Origin of the sequence: Prochlorococcus marinus CUG1415 (genome assembly GCF_017696015.1) — a bacterium.
Taxonomy (GTDB): Bacteria; Cyanobacteriota; Cyanobacteriia; order PCC-6307; family Cyanobiaceae; genus Prochlorococcus_A; species Prochlorococcus_A marinus_AE.
In genome coordinates this window covers 522,978-543,705 of the sequence record NZ_JAAORL010000002.1, presented here as the reverse complement: position 1 = coordinate 543,705, position 20,728 = coordinate 522,978, and the positions used below count along the sequence as shown (strand labels likewise).

21 protein-coding genes and 1 tRNA gene are annotated in these 20,728 nt (G+C 31.3%); 16 read left to right on the top strand and 6 right to left on the bottom strand.

Features of this window, described 5'->3' with window-relative positions; all coding sequences use genetic code 11:
- Positions 1 to 8 precede the first annotated feature (8 nt).
- Entirely contained in the window at positions 9 to 470 is a 462-nt protein-coding gene (locus HA143_RS09105) for a hypothetical protein (protein WP_209086355.1), read from the top strand.
- Here HA143_RS09105 and HA143_RS09100 read toward each other — a convergent pair.
- Positions 463 to 3,009, bottom strand: a complete 2,547-nt coding sequence (locus HA143_RS09100; protein WP_209086646.1) for a glycogen/starch/alpha-glucan phosphorylase — start codon at positions 3,007 to 3,009, stop codon at positions 463 to 465. The genes HA143_RS09105 and HA143_RS09100 overlap by 8 nt on opposite strands.
- A gap of 152 nt (positions 3,010 to 3,161) precedes the next feature.
- Between HA143_RS09100 and HA143_RS09095 the strand changes: the two genes are divergently transcribed.
- From HA143_RS09095 to HA143_RS09080, 4 genes are read left to right on the top strand one after another with little or no spacing between them, the layout of a single operon-like run.
- A complete protein-coding gene (locus HA143_RS09095) occupies positions 3,162 to 4,529 on the top strand; it encodes a cation:proton antiporter (RefSeq protein WP_209086353.1) in 1,368 nt (455 codons plus the stop codon).
- Positions 4,530 to 4,572: 43 nt separating this feature from the next.
- Positions 4,573 to 5,472 carry an alpha/beta fold hydrolase gene (locus tag HA143_RS09090; protein WP_209086347.1) on the top strand — a complete coding sequence of 300 codons (900 nt, stop codon included), beginning with the start codon at positions 4,573 to 4,575 and terminating at the stop codon, positions 5,470 to 5,472.
- A 9-nt stretch (positions 5,473 to 5,481) separates the two neighbouring features.
- Positions 5,482 to 6,336: a galactose mutarotase gene (locus tag HA143_RS09085; RefSeq protein WP_209086344.1), complete on the top strand. Its 855-nt coding sequence runs from the start codon at positions 5,482 to 5,484 to the stop codon at positions 6,334 to 6,336.
- A gap of 13 nt (positions 6,337 to 6,349) precedes the next feature.
- A complete protein-coding gene (locus HA143_RS09080) occupies positions 6,350 to 7,699 on the top strand; it encodes a four-carbon acid sugar kinase family protein (protein ID WP_209086341.1) in 1,350 nt (449 codons plus the stop codon).
- Positions 7,700 to 7,701: 2 nt separating this feature from the next.
- Here the strand turns inward: HA143_RS09080 and HA143_RS09075 are convergent, their stop codons facing one another.
- Positions 7,702 to 9,126, bottom strand: coding sequence for an NADP-dependent isocitrate dehydrogenase (locus HA143_RS09075; protein ID WP_209086339.1), 1,425 nt, complete (start codon positions 9,124 to 9,126; stop codon positions 7,702 to 7,704).
- A gap of 211 nt (positions 9,127 to 9,337) precedes the next feature.
- Here HA143_RS09075 and HA143_RS09070 point away from each other — a divergent pair, with 211 nt between their 5' ends.
- The 5 genes from HA143_RS09070 to HA143_RS09050 are packed head-to-tail and all read left to right on the top strand — an operon-like array spanning position 9,338 to position 12,521.
- Positions 9,338 to 9,769, top strand: a complete 432-nt coding sequence (locus HA143_RS09070; RefSeq protein ID WP_209086337.1) for a hypothetical protein — start codon at positions 9,338 to 9,340, stop codon at positions 9,767 to 9,769.
- 57 nt (positions 9,770 to 9,826) lie between these two features.
- Entirely contained in the window at positions 9,827 to 10,537 is a 711-nt protein-coding gene (locus HA143_RS09065; RefSeq protein ID WP_209086335.1) for a heme oxygenase (biliverdin-producing), read from the top strand.
- 6 nt (positions 10,538 to 10,543) lie between these two features.
- Positions 10,544 to 11,254, top strand: coding sequence for a 15,16-dihydrobiliverdin:ferredoxin oxidoreductase (locus HA143_RS09060; protein ID WP_209086333.1), 711 nt, complete (start codon positions 10,544 to 10,546; stop codon positions 11,252 to 11,254).
- Positions 11,255 to 12,016, top strand: a complete 762-nt coding sequence (locus HA143_RS09055) for a phycoerythrobilin:ferredoxin oxidoreductase (RefSeq protein WP_209086331.1) — start codon at positions 11,255 to 11,257, stop codon at positions 12,014 to 12,016. It abuts the gene before it with no gap.
- Positions 12,017 to 12,047: 31 nt separating this feature from the next.
- On the top strand, positions 12,048 to 12,521 hold the full coding sequence (locus HA143_RS09050) for a low molecular weight protein-tyrosine-phosphatase (protein WP_209086329.1): 474 nt from the start codon (positions 12,048 to 12,050) through the stop codon (positions 12,519 to 12,521).
- Positions 12,522 to 12,523: 2 nt separating this feature from the next.
- Here HA143_RS09050 and HA143_RS09045 read toward each other — a convergent pair whose 3' ends face one another.
- Positions 12,524 to 14,056: a bifunctional pantoate--beta-alanine ligase/(d)CMP kinase gene (locus HA143_RS09045; protein ID WP_209086327.1), complete on the bottom strand. Its 1,533-nt coding sequence runs from the start codon at positions 14,054 to 14,056 to the stop codon at positions 12,524 to 12,526.
- Positions 14,057 to 14,154: 98 nt separating this feature from the next.
- Here HA143_RS09045 and purM point away from each other — a divergent pair, with 98 nt between their 5' ends.
- From purM to HA143_RS09030, 3 genes are all read left to right on the top strand, one after another.
- Positions 14,155 to 15,198, top strand: a complete 1,044-nt coding sequence (gene purM, locus HA143_RS09040) for a phosphoribosylformylglycinamidine cyclo-ligase (protein WP_209086324.1) — start codon at positions 14,155 to 14,157, stop codon at positions 15,196 to 15,198.
- Between the two features lie 134 nt (positions 15,199 to 15,332).
- Positions 15,333 to 15,977: a histidine phosphotransferase gene (locus tag HA143_RS09035; RefSeq protein WP_209086321.1), complete on the top strand. Its 645-nt coding sequence runs from the start codon at positions 15,333 to 15,335 to the stop codon at positions 15,975 to 15,977.
- Positions 15,964 to 16,131 (top strand): hypothetical protein, encoded by a 168-nt coding sequence (locus HA143_RS09030; protein ID WP_209086319.1) that lies wholly within the window; start codon positions 15,964 to 15,966, stop codon positions 16,129 to 16,131. Before HA143_RS09035 ends, HA143_RS09030 begins: the two co-directional genes overlap by 14 nt.
- A 443-nt stretch (positions 16,132 to 16,574) precedes the next feature.
- Here HA143_RS09030 and HA143_RS09025 read toward each other — a convergent pair.
- A tRNA-Cys gene (locus HA143_RS09025) sits at positions 16,575 to 16,645 on the bottom strand.
- Positions 16,646 to 16,687: 42 nt separating this feature from the next.
- On the opposite strand from HA143_RS09025, the gene HA143_RS09020 reads away from it, so the two are divergent.
- The gene (locus HA143_RS09020) at positions 16,688 to 17,917 is read left to right on the top strand and encodes a lipid-A-disaccharide synthase-related protein (RefSeq protein ID WP_348534781.1); all 1,230 of its coding nucleotides are present in this window, start codon (positions 16,688 to 16,690) and stop codon (positions 17,915 to 17,917) included.
- A gap of 35 nt (positions 17,918 to 17,952) precedes the next feature.
- Positions 17,953 to 18,219 carry a hypothetical protein gene (locus HA143_RS09015; RefSeq protein ID WP_209086317.1) on the top strand — a complete coding sequence of 89 codons (267 nt, stop codon included), beginning with the start codon at positions 17,953 to 17,955 and terminating at the stop codon, positions 18,217 to 18,219.
- Between the two features lie 3 nt (positions 18,220 to 18,222).
- Here HA143_RS09015 and HA143_RS09010 read toward each other — a convergent pair whose 3' ends face one another.
- Complete coding sequence (locus HA143_RS09010; RefSeq protein ID WP_209086315.1) at positions 18,223 to 18,858, bottom strand: ribonuclease D; 636 nt, start codon at positions 18,856 to 18,858, stop codon at positions 18,223 to 18,225.
- Between the two features lie 164 nt (positions 18,859 to 19,022).
- Between HA143_RS09010 and HA143_RS09005 the strand changes: the two genes are divergently transcribed.
- Positions 19,023 to 19,580, top strand: coding sequence for a cofactor assembly of complex C subunit B (locus HA143_RS09005; RefSeq protein ID WP_209086313.1), 558 nt, complete (start codon positions 19,023 to 19,025; stop codon positions 19,578 to 19,580).
- Between the two features lie 28 nt (positions 19,581 to 19,608).
- On the opposite strand, the gene hemF is transcribed toward HA143_RS09005, so the two are convergent.
- A complete protein-coding gene (hemF, locus tag HA143_RS09000) occupies positions 19,609 to 20,637 on the bottom strand; it encodes an oxygen-dependent coproporphyrinogen oxidase (RefSeq protein WP_209086312.1) in 1,029 nt (342 codons plus the stop codon).
- Positions 20,638 to 20,728: the final 91 nt, after the last annotated feature.

Sequence of the window (20,728 nt, the reverse complement as noted above, 5' to 3'; positions counted from 1 at the left end):
ATTTTCTTTTGCCTGAAGAACCATGTCAATGCTCTGATTGTCAGAGATTTTACAAAGAGCATGATCGTCTGATTAGAGAATTTCCTACCTTTAACCAGCAACAAGAATTAAATTGGACATCAATTCAATCGTTTAGAACTCTTTGTAGTAAGGTTACTAGTGAATTACAGAGACAATTATCTGAAAGAGAATCTAATGAAGATATTAATATTAGCCCAGAAGATAAACATATTTCTGATATGGAAATTACTGAAGCTTTAGATGAACTTGAAAGCGTGAATGCTTATTTATATTCAATTGAAGCATTAATGGAGAGAATTTTTGATATAAAGATTTCAAAGAATATTGAATCAAAATTTAAAGAAATTGCAAACGAATTAGCACCAGATCCATTAAATGTGGATAGATTAATTTTGAATAGACTCTTTCATCAAACTCCTGATTTCCCAGATAAGAATAATATTACGTAGGTAATTCTTCGAAATCACACGTAATCTCTACAGGCATTGGAGAGACTTTCCAAATAGATTTGCAGTACTCTCTAATAGATCTATCTGATGAAAAATAGCCTGATCTTGCTGTATTTAATAATGCCATTTTATTCCAAGATTTTTTATTATTCCAGCATTTACTTACTTCATCCTGTTTGTTTAAGAAGTCTTCGAAGTCAGCCATCACAAAAAATGGGTCATGACCAGTCAAGCTATTTAATAAAGGTTTGAATAATTCTTTATCCCCGTTACTAAAGTGACCAATTTCAATTAGATGTATTACTTCTTTCAGTTCTGGACATTTATCAATAAATGTTTTGGGAGAGTAATTATTATTTTTTAAATCCATAATTTCACTTTCAGTTTTTCCAAAAAGAAAGAAATTCTCTTTCTTTACAAGATCTCTTAATTCCACATTAGCTCCATCTAAGGTTCCGATAGTCAAAGCCCCATTCATGGCAAACTTCATATTTCCAGTTCCAGATGCTTCTTTCCCCGCAGTTGAGATCTGCTCTGAAAGATCAGTTGCTGGATAAACTATTTCACCAAGTTTGACATTATAATCAGGTAAAAAAACAACCCTTAGTAGACCATCCATATCTGGATCAGAATTAACTACATCAGCAATACCATTAATGAACCGAATCATTAGTTTTGCCATAAAGTAACCTGGGGCAGCCTTACCTCCGAAGATTATTGTTCTTGGCACTTCATAATTGTTTGTGCCATTTTTGATTCTTAGATATTGAGCAATAATTTGTAAGGCATTTAAATGTTGCCTTTTATACTGATGAATTCTTTTTACTTGAACATCAAATAAACTAGATGGATCGACAAGTATACCTGTTTTTGAATGGATAAAGCTAGCTAATTTTCGCTTGCCATTTAATTTAGTGTCCTCAAATTTTTGTAAAAAATTGGTGTCATCTTTTTTTTGCTCTAACTTTTGCAGAAGTTCCATGTTAGTTATCCAATCAGGACCTACTTCTTTTTCTAGCAGGTTAGATAAGGATGGATTTGAGAGAGCAACCCATCTTCTTGGAGTAACTCCGTTAGTAATATTTGTAAATTTTTCAGGCCATAGTTGTGCGAATTCAGGAAGTAGTTGCCTCTTGATTAGGTCTGAGTGAAGTGCTGCTACGCCATTTATATGATGTGCACCAATTGTGGCTAAGTGAGCCATTCTTACTGATTTAGAGCCTTCTTCATCTATTATTGACAGTTTTTGAAGGATTTTGTCATCACCAGGATAACGTAGTCTTAATTGTTGTAGAAATCTCCAATTAATTTCATAAATAATTTCTAGATGGCGAGGTAGGAGATCATTAAATAAACCTAAATCCCATTTCTCTAAAGCTTCCGGAAGTAAAGTGTGGTTGGTATAAGCAACTGATGAGGTTGTTATGTTCCAAGCTTTATCCCAACCTACCTGATATTGGTCAATAAGAAGTCTCATTAATTCTGCTACTGCAATAGCAGGATGAGTATCATTTAATTGGACTGTCCAATGACGAGGAAATTCTGTTATTGGTATTGATCTTTTTTCAAGACTTCTCAACATATCCTGAAGGGAACAACTTACGAAAAAGTGTTGTTGTTTGAGTCTTAATCTTCTACCTTCATCAGTTCCATCATTTGGGTATAGAACTTTTGAAAGAGTTTCAGATGCAACTTTTTCTTCTACGGCTCCATAGTAATCACCAATATTGAAGGCATAAAAATCAAAACTTTCTGTTGCATCAGCTCTCCATAACCTTAATCTATCGCATGTATTTACTCTGTATCCTAAGACTGGCACATCATGAGGCACTCCAATAGCATGTTCTGAAGGTATCCATCTTGATCTGTAATTTCCTTTGTCATCTCTATAACTTTCAGTTTTACCTCCAAAACCAACAAAACATGATTCATCAGGTTGTGGAAGCTCCCATGGCCATCCACCTTTTAGCCATTTATCAGTAACTTCAACTTGCCAACCATCTCTAATTAACTGATTGAATATTCCAAATTCATAACGAATACCATACCCAACTGCGGGAACCTGTAAAGATGCTAATGATTCCATGTAACATGCAGCAAGTCTGCCAAGTCCACCATTACCTAGTCCAGGTTCTTCTTCTACTTCAAGGATTGTTGACAAAGATTCAATTCCAAATCTTTTTAAAGCATCCTCTGCCTCTTGAGTTATTCCTAGATTGAGGAGGTTATTACTTAATTGAGGACCGATTAAAAATTCTGCTGATAAGTACGCAACTGTTTTTTGTGGTTTTTTTCTTATTACTTCTTGACTGGCTAAATATCTTGTCATTAGCCTATCTTTAACCGCGTAACTGAGAGCCATATACAAGTCGTGAGGACTTGCAGAAGTAGCTAACTTTCCAAGAGTATAGAAAAGATGAGCTGTCATTCCTTGGAAAACAGCATCAGAATCCATGCCAGCTTTCTCAGGATCTAGGTAGCAGCCTGGAGTAGGCAAGCGTAGATCAAAGGGTTCGTTGGGATTCATTAGATTAGCCATATAACAGACAATAGCCATTTTTTAGAAAAATTCTTTTTTGTAACTTCAGATCCACACTTGTTGAGTATTTTTGCTTTTTTTTTACATATTTCTTAAAGTGGGCCCTCAATAAACTATCTTCCAATTAGGAAGTTTTTTTTTTCGAATTTAATATGTATTCATTACTTGCTGAATTAAGTGCACATGATTTAGAAGTTGCTGAAACGTTAATAGGAGTTATAAGATTTCTATTGATTTTTTTAGCTGCAAGAGCATTAGCAGAAGTATTAGTCAGACTAAGTTTACCAACGATTGTAGGGGAGCTTCTTGCAGGAGTTGTAATAGGAGCATCAGGATTTCATTTATTAATCCCTCCCTCAGCTGGTACTGAATTAAATGAAGGACTTGTCAATGTTATTAGTTCTTTAGCTTCAATTCCCCCGGAAGCAGTACCAGATGTTTATTTCGAAAGCTTTCCATCCCTCCAAGCAGTAGCAACACTTGGGTTATATGCACTTTTATTTTTAACAGGATTGGAAAGTGAGTTAGAAGAATTGGTAGCTGTGGGTGCTCAAGCTTTTACTGTTGCTATGGCTGGGGTAATTCTGCCATTTGCTTTTGGAACTCTTGGATTAATGTTTATTTTCCAAGTAGATTTAATTCCAGCGGTTTTTGCTGGAGCATCTATGACAGCTACAAGTATAGGAATTACTGCTAGTGTTTTCGGTGAATTAGGATATTTGAAAACTAGAGAAGGTCAGATTGTTATTGGTGCTGCAGTTCTAGACGATATTTTGGGTATTGTTATTCTCGCAGTTGTTGTAGCTCTTGCTGCTGGAGGTTCTTTAGAAATTGCTCCTATCGTTAAATTAGTTGCAGCTGCTGTGGTATTTGTCATTGCTGCTATAGCATTAAGTCGAACAGCAGCTCCAGGATTTGATTGGTTATTGGATAGATTAAAAGCTCCTGGCGCTGTTGTAGTAGCGTCTTTTGTGATTCTTGTATTGTGTTGTTTTGTTGCAACAGCTATTGGATTAGAAGCGGCTTTAGGTGCTTTTGCTGCTGGATTAATTCTTAGTAGTTCAAAAAATAATCATGCAATTCAACAATCCGTTTTACCTTTGGTATCATTATTTGCAACTATTTTCTTCGTATTAGTAGGCGCTGGAATGGATTTATCAGTTATCAATCCACTTGATCCAACCAGTAGATCAGCTCTTGTAGTTGCTGGATTTTTATTAGTTGTTGCAATTATCGGAAAAATTGCAGCGGGATGGGTATTTTCAAGTGATAAACCTACTAATAGATTAGTTGTAGGTTTGGGTATGATGCCTAGAGGAGAGGTTGGTTTGATATTCCTTGGCCTTGGGACAAGTGCTGGTCTGCTCACACCCTCCCTTGAAGCAGCAATTTTATTAATGGTTATTGGTACGACATTTCTTGCACCTGTTCTTTTAAGAATTGTTTTAAAAGATAAGACACCTGGTGGTGGTAATAAAATTTCAGATGATGTTGCAGCTGATCCTGTGGGTCTTCTTTAGAAAATAATTTTATTAGAATCGTCGGATACAAGGTTTTTGATTCATGAAAAAATCAGCTCTTATAGATAGTGATGTAAATTATGATTGGAATTTTTTAAATTACCCAATACATACTGTCTCAGCCAAGCCAGAACATTCTGCAAAGGAATGTGCAATTTTATTAATTCATGGTTTTGGAGCTTCTACGGATCATTGGAGATTCAACATACCTATTTTGAGTAAGAAATATGAAGTTCATGCCATGGATCTACTTGGCTTTGGAAAAAGTCCTAAGCCTCAAGATGTTGAATACTCAGGATCTCTATGGAAAGATCAGGTTGTAGCTTACGTAAAAGAGAAAATAAGAAAACCTACAATTGTTGTTGGAAATTCATTAGGTGGATATGCAGCATTAGCAGCTGGTGCAGAATTAAATGAACTTAACGCAGGAGTTATATTACTCAATGCTGCCGGATACTTTAGTGAAGAAAAAACTATTAAAAAGAATATGTTGCAAACTTCAATCGAAACTGTTGCAGGAATATTGTTGAAAAATGTTGTTCTTCAACGTTTGATTTTTGAGAATATGAGAAATCCAAAAAATATTAAAAAAACTTTGAATCAAGTTTATGTTGATAAAAAAAATGTTGATGATTTTTTAGTTGAGTCAATAAGGAAGCCTTCGCTGGATTTCGGGGCTTTTAATGTTTTTAGAAGTGTATTTAACCCATCAGGTCCTCAGGGATTGCCGTTGGATAAGTTATTCGCAAAGCTAAATGCACCATTATTACTTCTTTGGGGAGGGAAAGATCCATGGATGAACACTCCAAAAAAAAGAAATCTATATAAAAAATTTACACCAAATAATACAAAAGAAATTATTCTTGATGCAGGACATTGTCCTCATGATGAGATACCTGAATTAGTTAATCAGCATATTTTGGATTGGGTTGATTCTCTTTAAGGAATAATTGTGAAACTTGAATTATCTAATAAAGAACAAGGAATTTTTGTCTTTCAATTAGATAAAAATAACTACATTAAATTTTGTCCTGAAAGAGGAGGCGTTATTACAAATTGGGTTTCAGATGGTAATGAAATACTCTATTTCGATGAAAAAAGATTTATCGATAAGACAAAAAGTATTAGGGGAGGTATTCCAATCTTGTTTCCAATATGTGGAAATCTCAATACCTCTAGTTCAGTATTTGGAAATGTTTATTTGCAATTACCACAACATGGTTTCGCTAGGGATTTGCAATGGCAATACTCCTTCAATGAAAATGAAAGATTTTTATGCTTATTCTTAAATGCATCTAAAAAAACCAAAAAATATTATCCTTTCGATTTCGAACTAAGAATAGAAGTTACCTTAAAGGTTAACTGTTTAGAATTTAAAATTACAATCCATAACAAAACAAACTTTGCTATGCCTATAAATTTTGGTTTGCATCCTTATTTTAATGTTTCAGATTTCAAAAATTTAGATTTTATTGATAATCCACTTAATTGTCAGGATCAAGAAAGAAATATTATAAGTAATACTTTGGATGAATTAAACAAAATTAATTTAGGAGTTGATCTGCTTATGTATACTTCCGGTAGAAGCTCTTTTCGAGATAAAGTTTTTAAAAGAGAGGTAACTTTAAATCATCCATACCCTTTTGATTTAGGCGTTATTTGGAGTGATCCTCCAAGAAGAATGATATGTCTCGAACCTTGGACTAGTCCCCGAAATTCTTTTGTTGATGGATTTAGAAACATTATGATTCCTTCAAATGATATTAAAAGATTAAATGCTTCAATACAAATAAAATCTCTTAAGTAATTTTGCAATACTTATGAAATTTGTCGTTATAGATGATGATCCCACAGGTTCTCAAACTGTTCACGATTGCTTATTACTGCTTAAGTGGGACTGCTCAACTTTAGTCAAAGGTTTTGAATCTAAATCTAATTTATTTTTTATTTTGGCTAATACAAGGTCACTATCGGAAAATGATGCGAAATTAATCATAGAGGAAATTTGTAAAAATCTTAACACTGTAATTGCTTCTCAAGCCTATGAAGAAGAAATTATTTTTATAAGTAGAGGAGACTCTACTCTTCGAGGACATAACTTTTTAGAGCCAAGTGCTCTAAATAGTTGCTTAGGACCTTTTGATGCTACTTTTCATATTCCAGCTTTCATAGAGGGTAAAAGATTCACAATAAATGGCTCTCATTTTGTTGATAAAACCCCTATTAGTCAAACAATTTTTGCAAAAGATAAAATTTTTGGATATGAGACAAATAATGTCAAGAATCTTTTATTTCAGCAGAGTAAATCTCAAATAAATTTTGAAGATATTCAAAATCTTGTATTATCAGATATCGAAATGCTAAATGATGAAGAAAATAATATTGTTTTTAAAACACTAAAGAACTTGAAGAATAATAAACATGTAATTGTAGATGTAGAAAATTATTCTCAACTCAAAAAATTTTCTTTAGTAATTAAAAAATTAATTAAACACAAAAAATTCCTTTTTCGAACCGCAGCAAGTTTTATAAGTTCAATTTCTGAGAGACAAAGTGTCTCTCAGAGTCAAATATTTTTCTCTAGTTTAAGAATAAGAAATAAAGAAAAGAGTTTTCTTCCCGGATTGATAATTGTTGGATCTTATGTAGAACTTTCAACAATACAATTGAATAATTTATTAGAGATAAGTAATTGCAATCCAGTTGTATTAGATGTTTTTGAATTCTTTAAAATTACTTCAGCAGATAATAATCAGAAGCGAAGGAATTTGTTTAAAAATAAATTTTTGAAAGAAATTAGATATTCTTTTGAGAAAGGAAAAACTCCTGTTTTGTTTACTTCAAGAAAATTTTTGTCCTTAGATTCTTCTGAACTATTTAATTTTTATAATTTACTTGCTTGTTTTATTGCTGAATTAGTTGCAGATTTGAAGTATGAAATAGGATATTTGATTTCAAAAGGTGGAATAACAACAAATTTGATTCTTAGTAATGGACTTAATGCAGATTATGTTTATCTTGAAGGACAGATTTTAACAGGCATTTCAGTAGTGACTTACAACCTAAAAAATGGCGAAAAACTTCCTATTGTTACTCATCCTGGAAACATTGGCACTAAAGATTCACTGGTTAAGATTTGGAAAGTTTTTGAAAAAAAAAAGAATTTTTAAAATTAGAAATTTGAGATAATTTCTTCAGCAAAACTGCTGCAGGATAAGGGTTCTACTTTTGGTTCCATTAAGCGTGCTAGATCATAGGTGACTTTTTTTTGCTCTATTGCCTTACTTAAACCATTAGTAATTAAGTTAGCTGCTTCATCCCAACCAAAATATTCAAGCATCATTACACCACTAAGAATTACTGAGCCTGGATTAATCTTGTTTAAGCCTGCATGTTTTGGAGCGGTACCGTGCGTAGCCTCGAAAATTGCTGCATTATCTCCAATATTTGCACCTGGAGCCATACCTAGGCCGCCAACAATTGCTGCAGCCGCATCAGAAACATAGTCTCCATTAAGGTTTAATGTTGCAAGAATTGAATATTCTTGAGGTCTAGTTTGAATTTGTTGAAATATACTATCAGCTATACGATCATCAACAAGAATAAGTTCTCTCCATTTCCCATCTCCGTGAGAATTGGATATTGATGCAATAACTTCTTTAATTTCTTCGCAAATGAATGCTTTTTTGTTATTTGTAAGCTTGTCAAAACCTGGTTCAATTTTTCGAGCATTATTTTCAATTGTAATTTCTGGATTTTTCTGAATATTATCTAAAATCCAGCTTTCTCTTTCTGTAATGCAATCTTCTCTAAATTCATTTACTGCTAATTCATATCCCCAATCTCTAAATGCACCTTCTGTATATTTCATAATATTCCCTTTATGTACAAGAGTCACATGCCTTTTATCTCCTGATAATCTTTTAGCATGTTCAATAGCTTTTCTAATATGCCTTTGGCTACCAGATTTACTCACCGGTTTTATTCCAATACCTGATCCGTTTGGTATCGATCTATTTTTTAAATTTTTACTTTTTGGTATGACAACGTTATTTAAGTGATTAATTAATTCAAGACAATTATTATCCTCTGCTTCCCATTCAATTCCCATGTAGATATCCTCAGTATTTTCTCTATAAACAATAACGTCTAACTTTTGGGGATTTTTGTGAGGGCTTGGAGTTCCTGAAAAATATTTGCATGGTCTAACACAGCTATATAAATCAAAAATTTGCCTTAATGCAACATTCAGAGATCTAATACCTCCACCGATGGGAGTCGTTAAAGGACCTTTGATGGCTACACCAAAGTGTTTAATTGCTTCAATAGTATCTTGAGGGAGATAATTATATGTTCCATAAAGTTCACAAGCTTCATCGCCTGCATAGACTTTAAACCAATTAATTTTTCTTTCATCTCCATAGCTTTTTTTAATCGCTGAATCAAGAACGATTTGAGTAGCAGGCCAAATATCAACTCCAGTACCATCACCCCTAATAAATGGGACAATTGGATTATTAGGAACATTTGGTTTGCCTTGATTAAAAGTTATTATCTCGCCTTCATTAGGTAAAGTTAATTTTTCAAATTTTGGCATAGCATTGAATTAATAAAAGATAACTCATTGAATTTCCTCGTATTGTAATTTGCGATGAGTTATTTTCTTCAAAACCTAGAAATTTATTATTCAAATGTGAATAGAAAATACTTTATCGATCAGGATTTCAACATCTTTATTAAAAGAAAAAGTAGTTAATAAGCAAGTTAAAGCAAATTATGTCATTTTTCAAAAAAATACTTAACTACTTATGAATGCAAGTTCAAATGTAAGTAATGTTGAAATAGCTAATAAAATTGCTTCTACTGCAGCTTTGTTTCGGAAATATTTTCCAGATGCAAGCGTAAACTTTAGTCCTTGGGACAATTCTAATAATGAATCCATGCAAGATACTATTGATTTTGCGTTTCATTTCCCTGGTTGGAGTCCTCTTATTGAATGCAGAGCAATACTCTTACAATTAAGAATTGAAAATGATAATAATGACAGAGTCCCGAAATTGTTGGGAATAATAATGCGAGGTATGATTGTTCCATCAGAGAGATGGAGAGTGGCTACCATCGGTGATTGGGAAATGACTGGCACTCATCTGCCGCAAAAGGAACAAAAAGACAACCTTTTTTTGGTTTGTAAAGAACTTTATAAGCTATTCTCTACAACATCTGCTGGTAACAAAAATTAGCTGTTTTATGTATTTTCCTTGTAGATTAAATACACTTACAAAAATAATTCAAAATATATGGCAGTCGCTCTTGCAGGACAATTAAGAGAAGGGACAAAAAAATCCCACACTATGGCAGAAAATACTGGCTTTGTGGCTTGTTTTTTAAAAGGGGTTGTTGAAAAAAAATCTTATAGAAAATTAATTAGTGATTTATATTTTGTTTATGAAGCTATGGAAGAAGAAATTGAAAGACTAGTCAATGAGGAACATCCCGTAATAAAACCTATAGGTTTTAAATCATTATTCAGGAAAGAAACTCTTGTAAACGATCTTAAATTTTATTTTGGTGAAAGCTGGAAGAATGAAATTAATATTTCTCAATCAGCAAAAGAATATGTTGAAAGAATCCGAGAGGTCGCAAAAAATTCACCAGAGCTATTGGTTGGTCACCACTACACTCGCTATATAGGAGATTTATCTGGGGGGCAAATTTTGAAAAGGATTGCTAAAAAAGCATTAAATTTGCAGGGAAATGATGGTTTAAATTTTTATGAGTTTGAATTAATTGCTGATGAAAAGAAATTCAAGGAAGAATATTCCCTTACTTTGAATCAACTTCCAATAAATCAAAAGACTGCTGATCAAATTATTGATGAAGCTAATCAAGCTTTTACTTACAATATGAAAATGTTTAAGGAGCTTGAAGGTAACTTGATTGCTGTTTTAGGCAAGATTGTATTTAATTACATTACAAAAAAAGTAAGGAAAGGAAGCACCGAGACCTAGTAATTTATGTTTGATTCATTAGTTGATTTCCTTAAAACCAATATTGATGAATTCAATGGTCATGAAGTAGAAATATCTAGCGAATTCAAAGAACATCATAATGAAGACTCAAAATATATTATTAAAAATTGGCTTTTTTCATCTCCCGAATATAGAAAGTGGCGAATAACAAGATTAGATGGTGGCAAAAAACTGCAAGTGTTTAATACGGTCGCATATCCAAATTTTGATAGTGAAATGCCTATTTTAGGAGCTGATATTTTATGGTTTGGAACTTCTCAAAAGTTATTAGCAATACTTGATTATCAACCTTTAATTCAAGAAGGCAAGTATCTTGAAAAATATTGTTCAAGTTTAGGTATTATTAAAAAAAAATATTCTGCATTTGATAATAATAAAATGAAGAATATATATGATTCAAAAAAGTATTTTTCCCCATGGGTGATTATATGTAGAGGAAATAAATTAAATCTTGATAGAGATTTAAATAATATATTCCATTCATTTGTAAATAACTATTTGAACATTTATAAATCAAATCCTGTTAATCAATTTTTAAATGCAGAAGAAATAAAGATTAATCAAATTAAATATGATAAGTACAGTTTTGAAAAAGACCCTGCAGATAAATTGTTTAAATCTTTTTTTGGAGAAAAATGGACAAAAAAATTTATCAATAAATTTCTTTTTACATTAAATAATGAGATTATTCGTTGAATGTTAATACAAGATACTATTTTTTACAGTTCAGATTGGAGATGGCATAATTTTTTAAAATATTTAACTAATAATTTAAGTAAACATAACTGTTTAGAAAAAATAATACCCTCGGAATATTCTTATAAAGATTCAACTTATGGTTCAAAAAAATCAAAAAAAAATGTGAATCTCTCTACTTGGGGTGTAATGCACAAAAAAAGAATTCAATTCGCAAGAGCAGTGTGTATAAATAGTCCAAATTATTCTGTTTTAAATTTTTTAATTATTCCTAATACTATTTATAATGTCCCATTTTTTGGAGTAGATTTTGTTTCTCTACCTAATAGTCATTTATTAGTATTAGATTTTCAGCCTTCATTAAAAATACAAAATCAATACAATAATGAGTTATTAGAAAAACTTATAAAACTTAAAAATCATTGTCATTCATCACTCCCGTTAGCTGAAAAAATGTCTGCAGATGTAGCTAGATTTTTTTCTCCAGGAGTAATCTGGTCAAAATTACCAAAAGAAGAAAGAAGTGATTTTTTAATTGCTAATCAGCTTTATACCTCATTTAAGGAATATCTTGATTTGTATTTGGAAATTCTTTTTGAAAGCAAAGAAGCCAATATGGAACTGCAAAAAGAATTAATAAATGGTCAAAATCATTATTTAAAATATAGGCGAGATAACGATCCAGCAAGACCAATGTTATCGAGTTTGTTTGGAAAGGAATTTACTGAATCTTTAATTAAAGAAGTTTTATTTACCACTTAAAAGTCTTATAATTGTGTAAATTTGAAATCATATGCAAAAAATTTCTGTTCTTTTTGTATGTTTGGGAAATATTTGTAGGTCTCCTGCTGCAGAAGCTATTTTTATAAGTTTAATTGAAAAGAAAGGATTAACCGATAGTTTTATTGTAGATTCTGCTGGAACTGGGAGTTGGCATATTGGAAAAAAAGCTGATTCTAGAATGAGAATTGCGGCAGAAAGAAGAGATATACATATCTTAAGTAGGGCTCGTCAAATTACTAGCAAAGATTTTGACAAATTTAACTATATTCTTGCGATGGACGATTCAAATTTTAGAAATATTCAAGATCTTAAAAATAGAACATCTTCAACTGATTCTGCATCAATTAAAAAAATACAAAATTTCAGATCAGCTTTCAATGAGCAAGAAGTTCCTGATCCATATTTTGGAGGTAATGAGGGCTTTGATTATGTCCTTGATATTTTAGAAGACTCTGTAAGCGGCTTTTTGGAAAGTATTTCTTGAATTTATTGGATCTGAGTTTCTTTAGGAATCTTGTCATTATAAAGATCAATAATTTTATCTACTACCTCATTAATAGAATGTCCATCCGTAATAATTTCTATTGCGTCATTCGCTTTTATTAGAGGCGAAATTTCTCTATTAGAATCTTCAAAATCTCTTTGCTTTATAAGTTCCTTTAATTTATGAAGGTCTATTTCTTGTGAGTCTTTACTTTTTTTATCATACTTTCTTCTTTTTGCTCTTTCATCGATGCTTGCCGTTAAAAAAATTTTAAGTTCTGCATTAGGAAAAACAGTCGTTCCTATATCTCTTCCTTCAGCCACCAGTCCGCCTGATTCTCCAATTTTTCTTTGTTCTTCTACTAAGAATTTTCTTACTTCTTTAATTGAGGAAATTTTAGAAACGATGGCACTTATCTCTTGTGTCCTAATTTCTTCAGTAACACAGTAGTTATTAATGAAAACATCCTGATGTGAATTTTCATTTGACTTGAACACAATAGAAATATCTTTAAGAATATTCTGCAACTTTTTTTCTATTTTATAATCAATATTTTCTTTTATTAAAAGCCAACTCAATGCCCTATACATTGCTCCAGTATCTAAATATAAAAGTTTAAGTTTCTTCGCTATTAACTTTGTAACAGTACTTTTACCTGAGCCTGCAGGGCCATCAATTGCAATAATAGGCCTTCTTTTCATGAGAAAAACGTGATCAATTAATCTTGTGTCTCCACATCTTATCGCACCAGCCAGTATCGAAATATTATTCTCAAACCTTACTTTTTGGAGGGTATGAGGGTGTAAATGTTCTAAATATTCAATTGAAATTTTTTCTGCTAAAAGCTTTTTAATTATTTCTTTTAATCTGATCTTTTTTTCTTGTTGAAAAGTTTTTTTTGCTACTAATAATTCATTAGAAAAAAATCTAATTAATTTTCTTTCGTTTTTTGATAAATGTACATTACGAGAACTTAAAGGAATACCATCAAAATCTCTCTGTGTAGGAATAGATTTAATAGCAACATTTAATTTCTTTGTTAGGACAAGATTTTTTAATATTAAAAGTTGTTGCCAATCTTTTTCTCCTAAATAAAGATTTTTTGGCTTGATGAGATTAAGTAATCTATAAACTACTGTACAAACGCCATCAAAATGTCCAATTCGATTTAATCCACATAATGCAGAAGATAATTCTAGTGAAGCTTTCACGAATTCAATATTTTTATTATTCGGTGGATATATATCTTCAGTACTTGGGATGAAGATGGCATCTGCGCCATTTGCAAAAGAAATTTTAATATCATTGTCAATTGTTTTAGGGTAATTCTTTAAATCTGACTTGTTATCAAATTGGAGTGGATTAACGAAAATACTGACTAAATTCACATTAGAATTGTCATTTTTTGCTGTTGATATTAGTTTTATATGTCCATTATGCAGATTACCCATTGTTGGAATAAAGTTAATATCATTATTTATATTTCTCCGCCAATTTTCTATTTCTTCAGTTTTCCTTAAAATTATATGCTTCACTTTGTTTTTAAAAAATAAATCTATTTGATAAATAATTACTGGACAAAAGCAATCTTCGGAGGAATATCTATATAGAGAAAGTCTATCATTTTTATTTCATGGATTACAAAACATCAGGTGTTGATATAGAAGCTGGGCGAGAATTTGTTTCTGAAATTAAACAGGCAGTTGAAGGAACTCATACATCTAATGTGATTGAGGGTATTGGTGGGTTCGGAGGTTTGTTTAGAATTCCTATCGATAGTTTTAAAAAACCAGTTCTTGTTTCAGGAACTGATGGTGTTGGAACAAAATTAGAATTAGCCCAAAGTAAAAACTTTCACTTTGAGGTTGGTATTGATTTAGTTGCTATGTGCATGAACGATATCATTACTAGTGGGGCAAAACCTTTATTTTTTCTGGATTATATTGCTACTGGCAAACTTGATAAGAAACAATTATTGAGAGTTGTTCAGGGCATCTCACATGGCTGTAGAGAAAATAACTGTTCATTACTCGGTGGAGAAACTGCTGAAATGCCAGGATTTTATTCAAAAAATAAGTATGATCTTGCAGGATTTTGTGTAGGAATAGTTGACGAGGATAAGCTTATTAATGGTAAAAAAGTATCTGAACATGACTTGATAATTGCTTTAAAAAGTAATGGAGTCCATAGTAATGGCTTTAGTTTGGTAAGAAAAATAATTCAAAACAATAATCAAATCGATAAAGAATTTGAAAAAGTTTCAAACTTAAATTTTTATGATGAGTTATTGAAACCTACAAAAATCTACAATAATGTAATTAATCAAATTTTATCTGAAAAAATAGAGATTAAAGCTATGTCTCATATAACTGGGGGTGGGATTCCAGAGAATCTTCCAAGATGTATTCCTTCTGATTTTATTCCTTATGTAAATACTCACTCGTGGGATATACCTATTTTATTTAAATTTCTAAAAGAACAAGGGACTATTCCTGAAAAAGATTTTTGGAATACTTTCAATCTTGGAGTAGGATTTTGTCTAATTATTGATAAAGAATTTAAAGATTCCATATTAAATATCTGCAAAGATAATGAAATCGATAGTTGGGAGATTGGCAAGATAGTTCGAAAAGATGATTCAACAATTAGTAAATTTTTGCCTGAAATTTTAACTTAAATTTTCTCGATTTATTTTAATTGAACTTTAAAATTTTTTTTATATACACAAATCAAAAAGTTAAGTGTAATATAATAAAATTACCGCCGACTTATATCGGAAGTTTAAGTATTAAGATTTAACCTTTAAATTCAATGCCTTTTGCAAATAATCAAAGAATTACACGTAGACGTAGTTCAGCTGGTCCTACCCCGCCAAAACGACCAATAGGCAATAATTCTGAATTTAGTGGTAGACAGTCTCAAGGCCCAAGACCAACTTTTTTGACACTTAGGGATCATGGGAAAGTTTTTGTGGCTGATTTACCTAATTTGTCCGATGGACAATTAGCTCATATTAGTAAAGAAGCAAATCAAGTTTTAGATAGTTTAGAAAAAAGGCTTACTGATCTTGAAAATGAGCCTAATAAAAGCAATCCTGAAAATGATACGCTGATAAAAGCTTCTACGAAAAGAGATGTCACCCTTAGGTTTATTAAATCCATAGAAGAAGAACAAGACCATAGAAAGAATAATCCTGCGTTAAGAGATGCTGCTTCTGAATCGTTACCGAGAACTTTTCTTGAGGTTGCTAGACATAGATTGCCAGGAGCAACTTTTGATTCACTACTTCGAGAGGCTCTTGAAGCATGCGCCGTTGATGAGAGTGTTAAAGAAAATCCAATTATTGATGAGCCCAAGGAAACTGTAAAAATTATGGATATCCCTTCTTCCAACAAAAATGCTTCACTTGTTGTTAGTATCGATGCAAATGATGCCTCCAAGAATGACTCTATTTGATTCAAAAGATGAGTGCATAAGTTCAAAGGTTCAAAATAGTTTAGAAATTAATCTGTCTTCAAAGAAAGATGTTATTTTATGTAATCATTGCAAAAGGACTGGATCAAATGGTGTTAGATGTTTAGGGATGTGTGTAGCAGATAATGATTACTAAAATAGTTCAAACGTATATAGAAAAATAATCTGATGAAAATAATTAACTAATACATCTAATGTTATTTATGTAAGAATATATAAGGTAATATTTATCAATTTTTAAATTATTAGAAATTAATTTCTATTGTAACTTTAATGATTTTATTTAAAACAATAATTTTGTTTTTAGAAGGTTGCATAAGTTTTGTAATACCATCATTGAATCTTAAAAATAATGTTACGAATCAAATTTAAATGATTGAGACAAATAATGATTGAAGGAAAACTAAAGGAAACTGCCTCTATAGGCGGTAAATGAGATAATAAAAACAGGTTCAAAAAAACCTAATAATTTATCAGCAAACTTACCGCCCAGTCTGAAAGATTTGAAATACGAAAATCGCTACAAAAAACTTCAGTTCTTGGAACGCTTAACAGCGAAGGTATTTACTAATATGAAAAAGGCGGCACCCAGATTCGAACTGGGGATAAAGGATTTGCAATCCTCTGCCTTACCACTTGGCCATGCCGCCGAAAAAGATTCAATCGAGTCTTTTTATGATCTTAACAGTAAGGTGACTCATTCTCTATTATTTATATGCAATGGCCATGGAGAAGACGTAATCGCATCAGAAATAATAAAAAGATTACTAAAAAAAATAAAAAATAAAAATATTGAAGTTTTGCCTTTAGTAGGAAATGGAGATGTATTTAATTCCATAAAATCAAAGAATTTTCGTAAAATAGGATATTTAAAAGAGCTGCCTAGTGGAGGTTTTAGTAATCAAAGTTTGAAGGGATTTTTGCTTGATTTGTTTGCAGGATTTTTAATTGATAATTTAAGAAATTTTTTACTTGTAACACAAAAGTCAAAACATAACTGCAAAATTATCGCAGTAGGAGATTTCTTGCCTTTACTTTACGCTTGGAGTTCAGGATGCGAATTTAGTTTTATTGGAACTCCCAAAAGTGATCATACTTGGAGTAGTGGGCCCGGTTGGGATTTAAGTGATTTTTATCATAAGTTGAAAGGTTCTGAATGGGACCCATGGGAAATGTTTTTAATGACATCTCCAAGATGTAAAAATTTAATTATGAGAGATAAAATCACCGCTAATAATTTGAATAGAAAAAATATTGAGGCAAAATACTTGGGTAATCCAATGATGGATTTTGTTAATGCAACAAATGAGAATATATCAAATATTATTTCTTTTAAAAGGATTATTTTATTAGTTGGAAGTAGATACCCTGAAGCTCTGAAAAATCTTGATAATTTTCTTAATTGTTTGCAAGATTTTGATTTATCAAAGGAATTGGTAATACTTTTGCCTTTGAGCATTAATGCGCATGTGATTCAAATTCAAAGTTATTTAAATAAATATGGTTTTATAAAACATAGTAAAGTTAAATTTTTCATTGATGAAGATTCAGTATGGAAAAAGAAAGATCAATATATAGTTATTGGAAAAGGTAAATTCAATTTATGGGCCAATATGGCAGAAGTTGGCTTGTCTAATGCAGGAACTGCTACAGAGCAAATTGCTGGCCTTGGAATTCCATCTCTTTCTCTGCCGGGATCGGGACCACAATTTACAAAATCATTCGCAAAAAGACAATCAAGATTATTGGGAGGTAGTGTTTTAGTTTGCAAGAATAAAAAAATTCTTTTAAAACGTTTAAGTTTACTTTTAAAAGAAACAGTTGATAGTTTAGAACAAGCAAAAATTGGAAAAGAAAGAATGGGGGAATCCGGAGCAAGTCAGAAAATCGTAGATGCCATAAAACTTCATTTGTTATCTTAGTAAATGAAACTAACGTATTAATTATTAATTCTTTTATGTATCCAATAAATGATCGGCAATATCTAAAGATTTGTGCAGAGATTGCAAAACTTATGAGTATAAGCTTATCTTCAGCTAAGAAGAAAGTAGAAATTCAAATTGCGAAAGAAGGCTCCAAAACTATTCAAGAAAAAATACAAGTTGCGCAAAATGTCTTAGAAATCTGTACAAAAAATGATGGAGATAAATTAAGTTCTTCAAGAATACTTGATAAGCTTATGGAAACTCTTGATGGTGAAGATAATTTTTTAACTGAAGATTGATTCTTAATGTTCAAATATATTTGAGAATTTTAGTATGTCTAAATCGGCATGTACAGCAATTGTTTCGAAACATTTTTGAGCTAATTCATATCTCTTCTCTCTTTTTAAGATAACTTTTAATTTATGCATAGCTTCAATTAAATATCTAACATCATTTGCTGCATAATCTAATTGATCTTTTGTTAAATCTTCGTGGCTACCCCAATCACTGCTTTGTGAGCTTTTGTCTAATTCTATACCTAACAATTCATTAATTAAATCCTTTAAACCGTGTTTATTGGTATATGTTCTTGCCAACTTACTAGCAATTTTTGTACAAAAAATATTTTTTGTATTAATTTTAAGATTGCATTTTAGAGCTGCTACATCAAATCTTGCATAATGAAAGATTTTAGTAATTTTTTCATCTTCAAGAAGTGCTTGTAAATGTGGTGAAGAAGATGTATTAAGTTCGATTTTTATACAGGATGTTCTTTTAAATTCATTGCATATTTGTACTAAACAGAGCCTATCTCTTCCATGAATTAAACCCATTGCTTCAGTGTCAATAGCTAGGTAGGATGATTTTTTATAAAGATTGTATAAATCTTCTGTTATATCGCTATAAAGAAGATCAATATTTTTATTTTCAATAGTCATTTTTAATCAGTATTTAAAGTAATCTAAGATTTAGAATATTATTTAAGATTTTATTTAATTAATAAATTTTGTCTAATAGGAATATTTTACAGAATAAATCTAAAAAATTATAATATGATGTAACTTTAATTTTTATTCTCGAGTTACTAGAAAAATTTTATTTAATGTCCTATTCCTTAAATTCAACATTATTGCTGACAATTCTATTAGCCATAGGATTATTTTTTTTTCTTAGGGCTTCTAGTAAAGATAGAACAACTATCGTTGAGATTTCATCTTCTCAGCAGCCAGTTAAGGTTTTAAATGATTTATGTGAATGGCTTAATTTGAGGGGATGGAAGCAAACAGGAGGAGATTTTGAACAAAGAATTTTAATATTCAAGGGACAAGTTGTTTCTAGTAAATTTTTGGCAATTTTTTTAGGTTTTCTTGGCGGTTTTGGTTCTTGTGCTTTGGGCTTAGTAATTATTCAAATATATCCTGAATTAGGTTGGTGGCCTATTCTTTTAGGATTAATTGGTGGCCCTTTGTCTGGAACTGTTTATTTTAAAAAATCAGCAAGAGAGGAGAAATTTGAATTAAGGTTGATCAATGAAAATGAAAATGATTCAACTTTCATGAGACTAAGAGCGCATAGGGATGAATTAATCTCTTTAGAAAATGAACTTGGAGAAAAACTTCAATTAAAAAGTGACGGTTCTTTATTTAAAACACCTATTTAAGATACTTTAAAATTTTATTCGATAATTTTTAATCAAAAATATTATTATCTATACAGAATTTCTCTAACTCTTTATCATTTAACCAATCTTGGGGTTTTGTAAAAATTGATGTGAGAAATTCCTCTCGAGAACCCTTTTTAGCTTTATATCCATATTCCCATCTAGCTAAAGGCGGTAAGGACATTAATATAGATTCAGTTCTGCCATTTGTTTGCAGTCCAAAAATCGTCCCTCTATCCCAAACTAAATTGAATTCTACATATCTACCTCTTCGATATAGCTGGAATTCTCTTTCCTTGGATGAATATGTTTGAGAAGCTCTCTTTTCAATAATGGGTAAATATGAAGGGAGGAATGCCTGCCCACAGTTTTCCGCTAAAGAAAATAAATTATCCCAATTTAAATTAGATCTGCCAAAATTTTGTGAAGCTTTTGATGCCTCTCCATTTTGATTATTTCCTCTATAAATATTGCCTGAACCATCTTGATAATCATAAAAAATACCCCCTATGCCTCTAGATTCATTTCTATGCTTCAAGAAGAAATATTCATCACACCATGGTTTGAAAACTTTATGTAAATCTTTATCAACTTTCTCACAAGCTTTTTTATGCTCGTTATGAAAATTCCTTACATCAGAAAGATAAGGATAAAAAGGGGTTAAGTCTGCACCTCCCCCAAACCACCAAACAGGACCAGCTTCGAAATATCGATAATTCAGATGAACTGTAGGAATATAGGGATTCTTTGGATGCAAGACCATAGAAGTTCCCGTAGCAAACCATTCATGACCTTTTGCTTCTGGTCTTTGAGAGATTATAGATTGAGGTAATTCTTTTCCCTGTACTTCCGAGAAATTTACTCCTGCTTGCTCAAAAATAGAACCATTTTTCAATACTCTTGATCTTCCACCGCCACCTTCGTCTCTTAACCAGGATTCTTCTGTAAATTTCCCTTTGCCATCTATATTTTCAAGACCTGAACAAATTTTGTCTTGTAGAGTTAATAAGAGATTTTTAGTTTTTTCTCTCGAGTTCTTAGGAGGTACTTTCAACATGTATTTAGTAAATCTTGAAGAAAAAAATTTTTTTGGTTAATTATAAGTTTCCCTTTATAATTTCTCTTAGGGGGTCCTTATTGCCTATTAT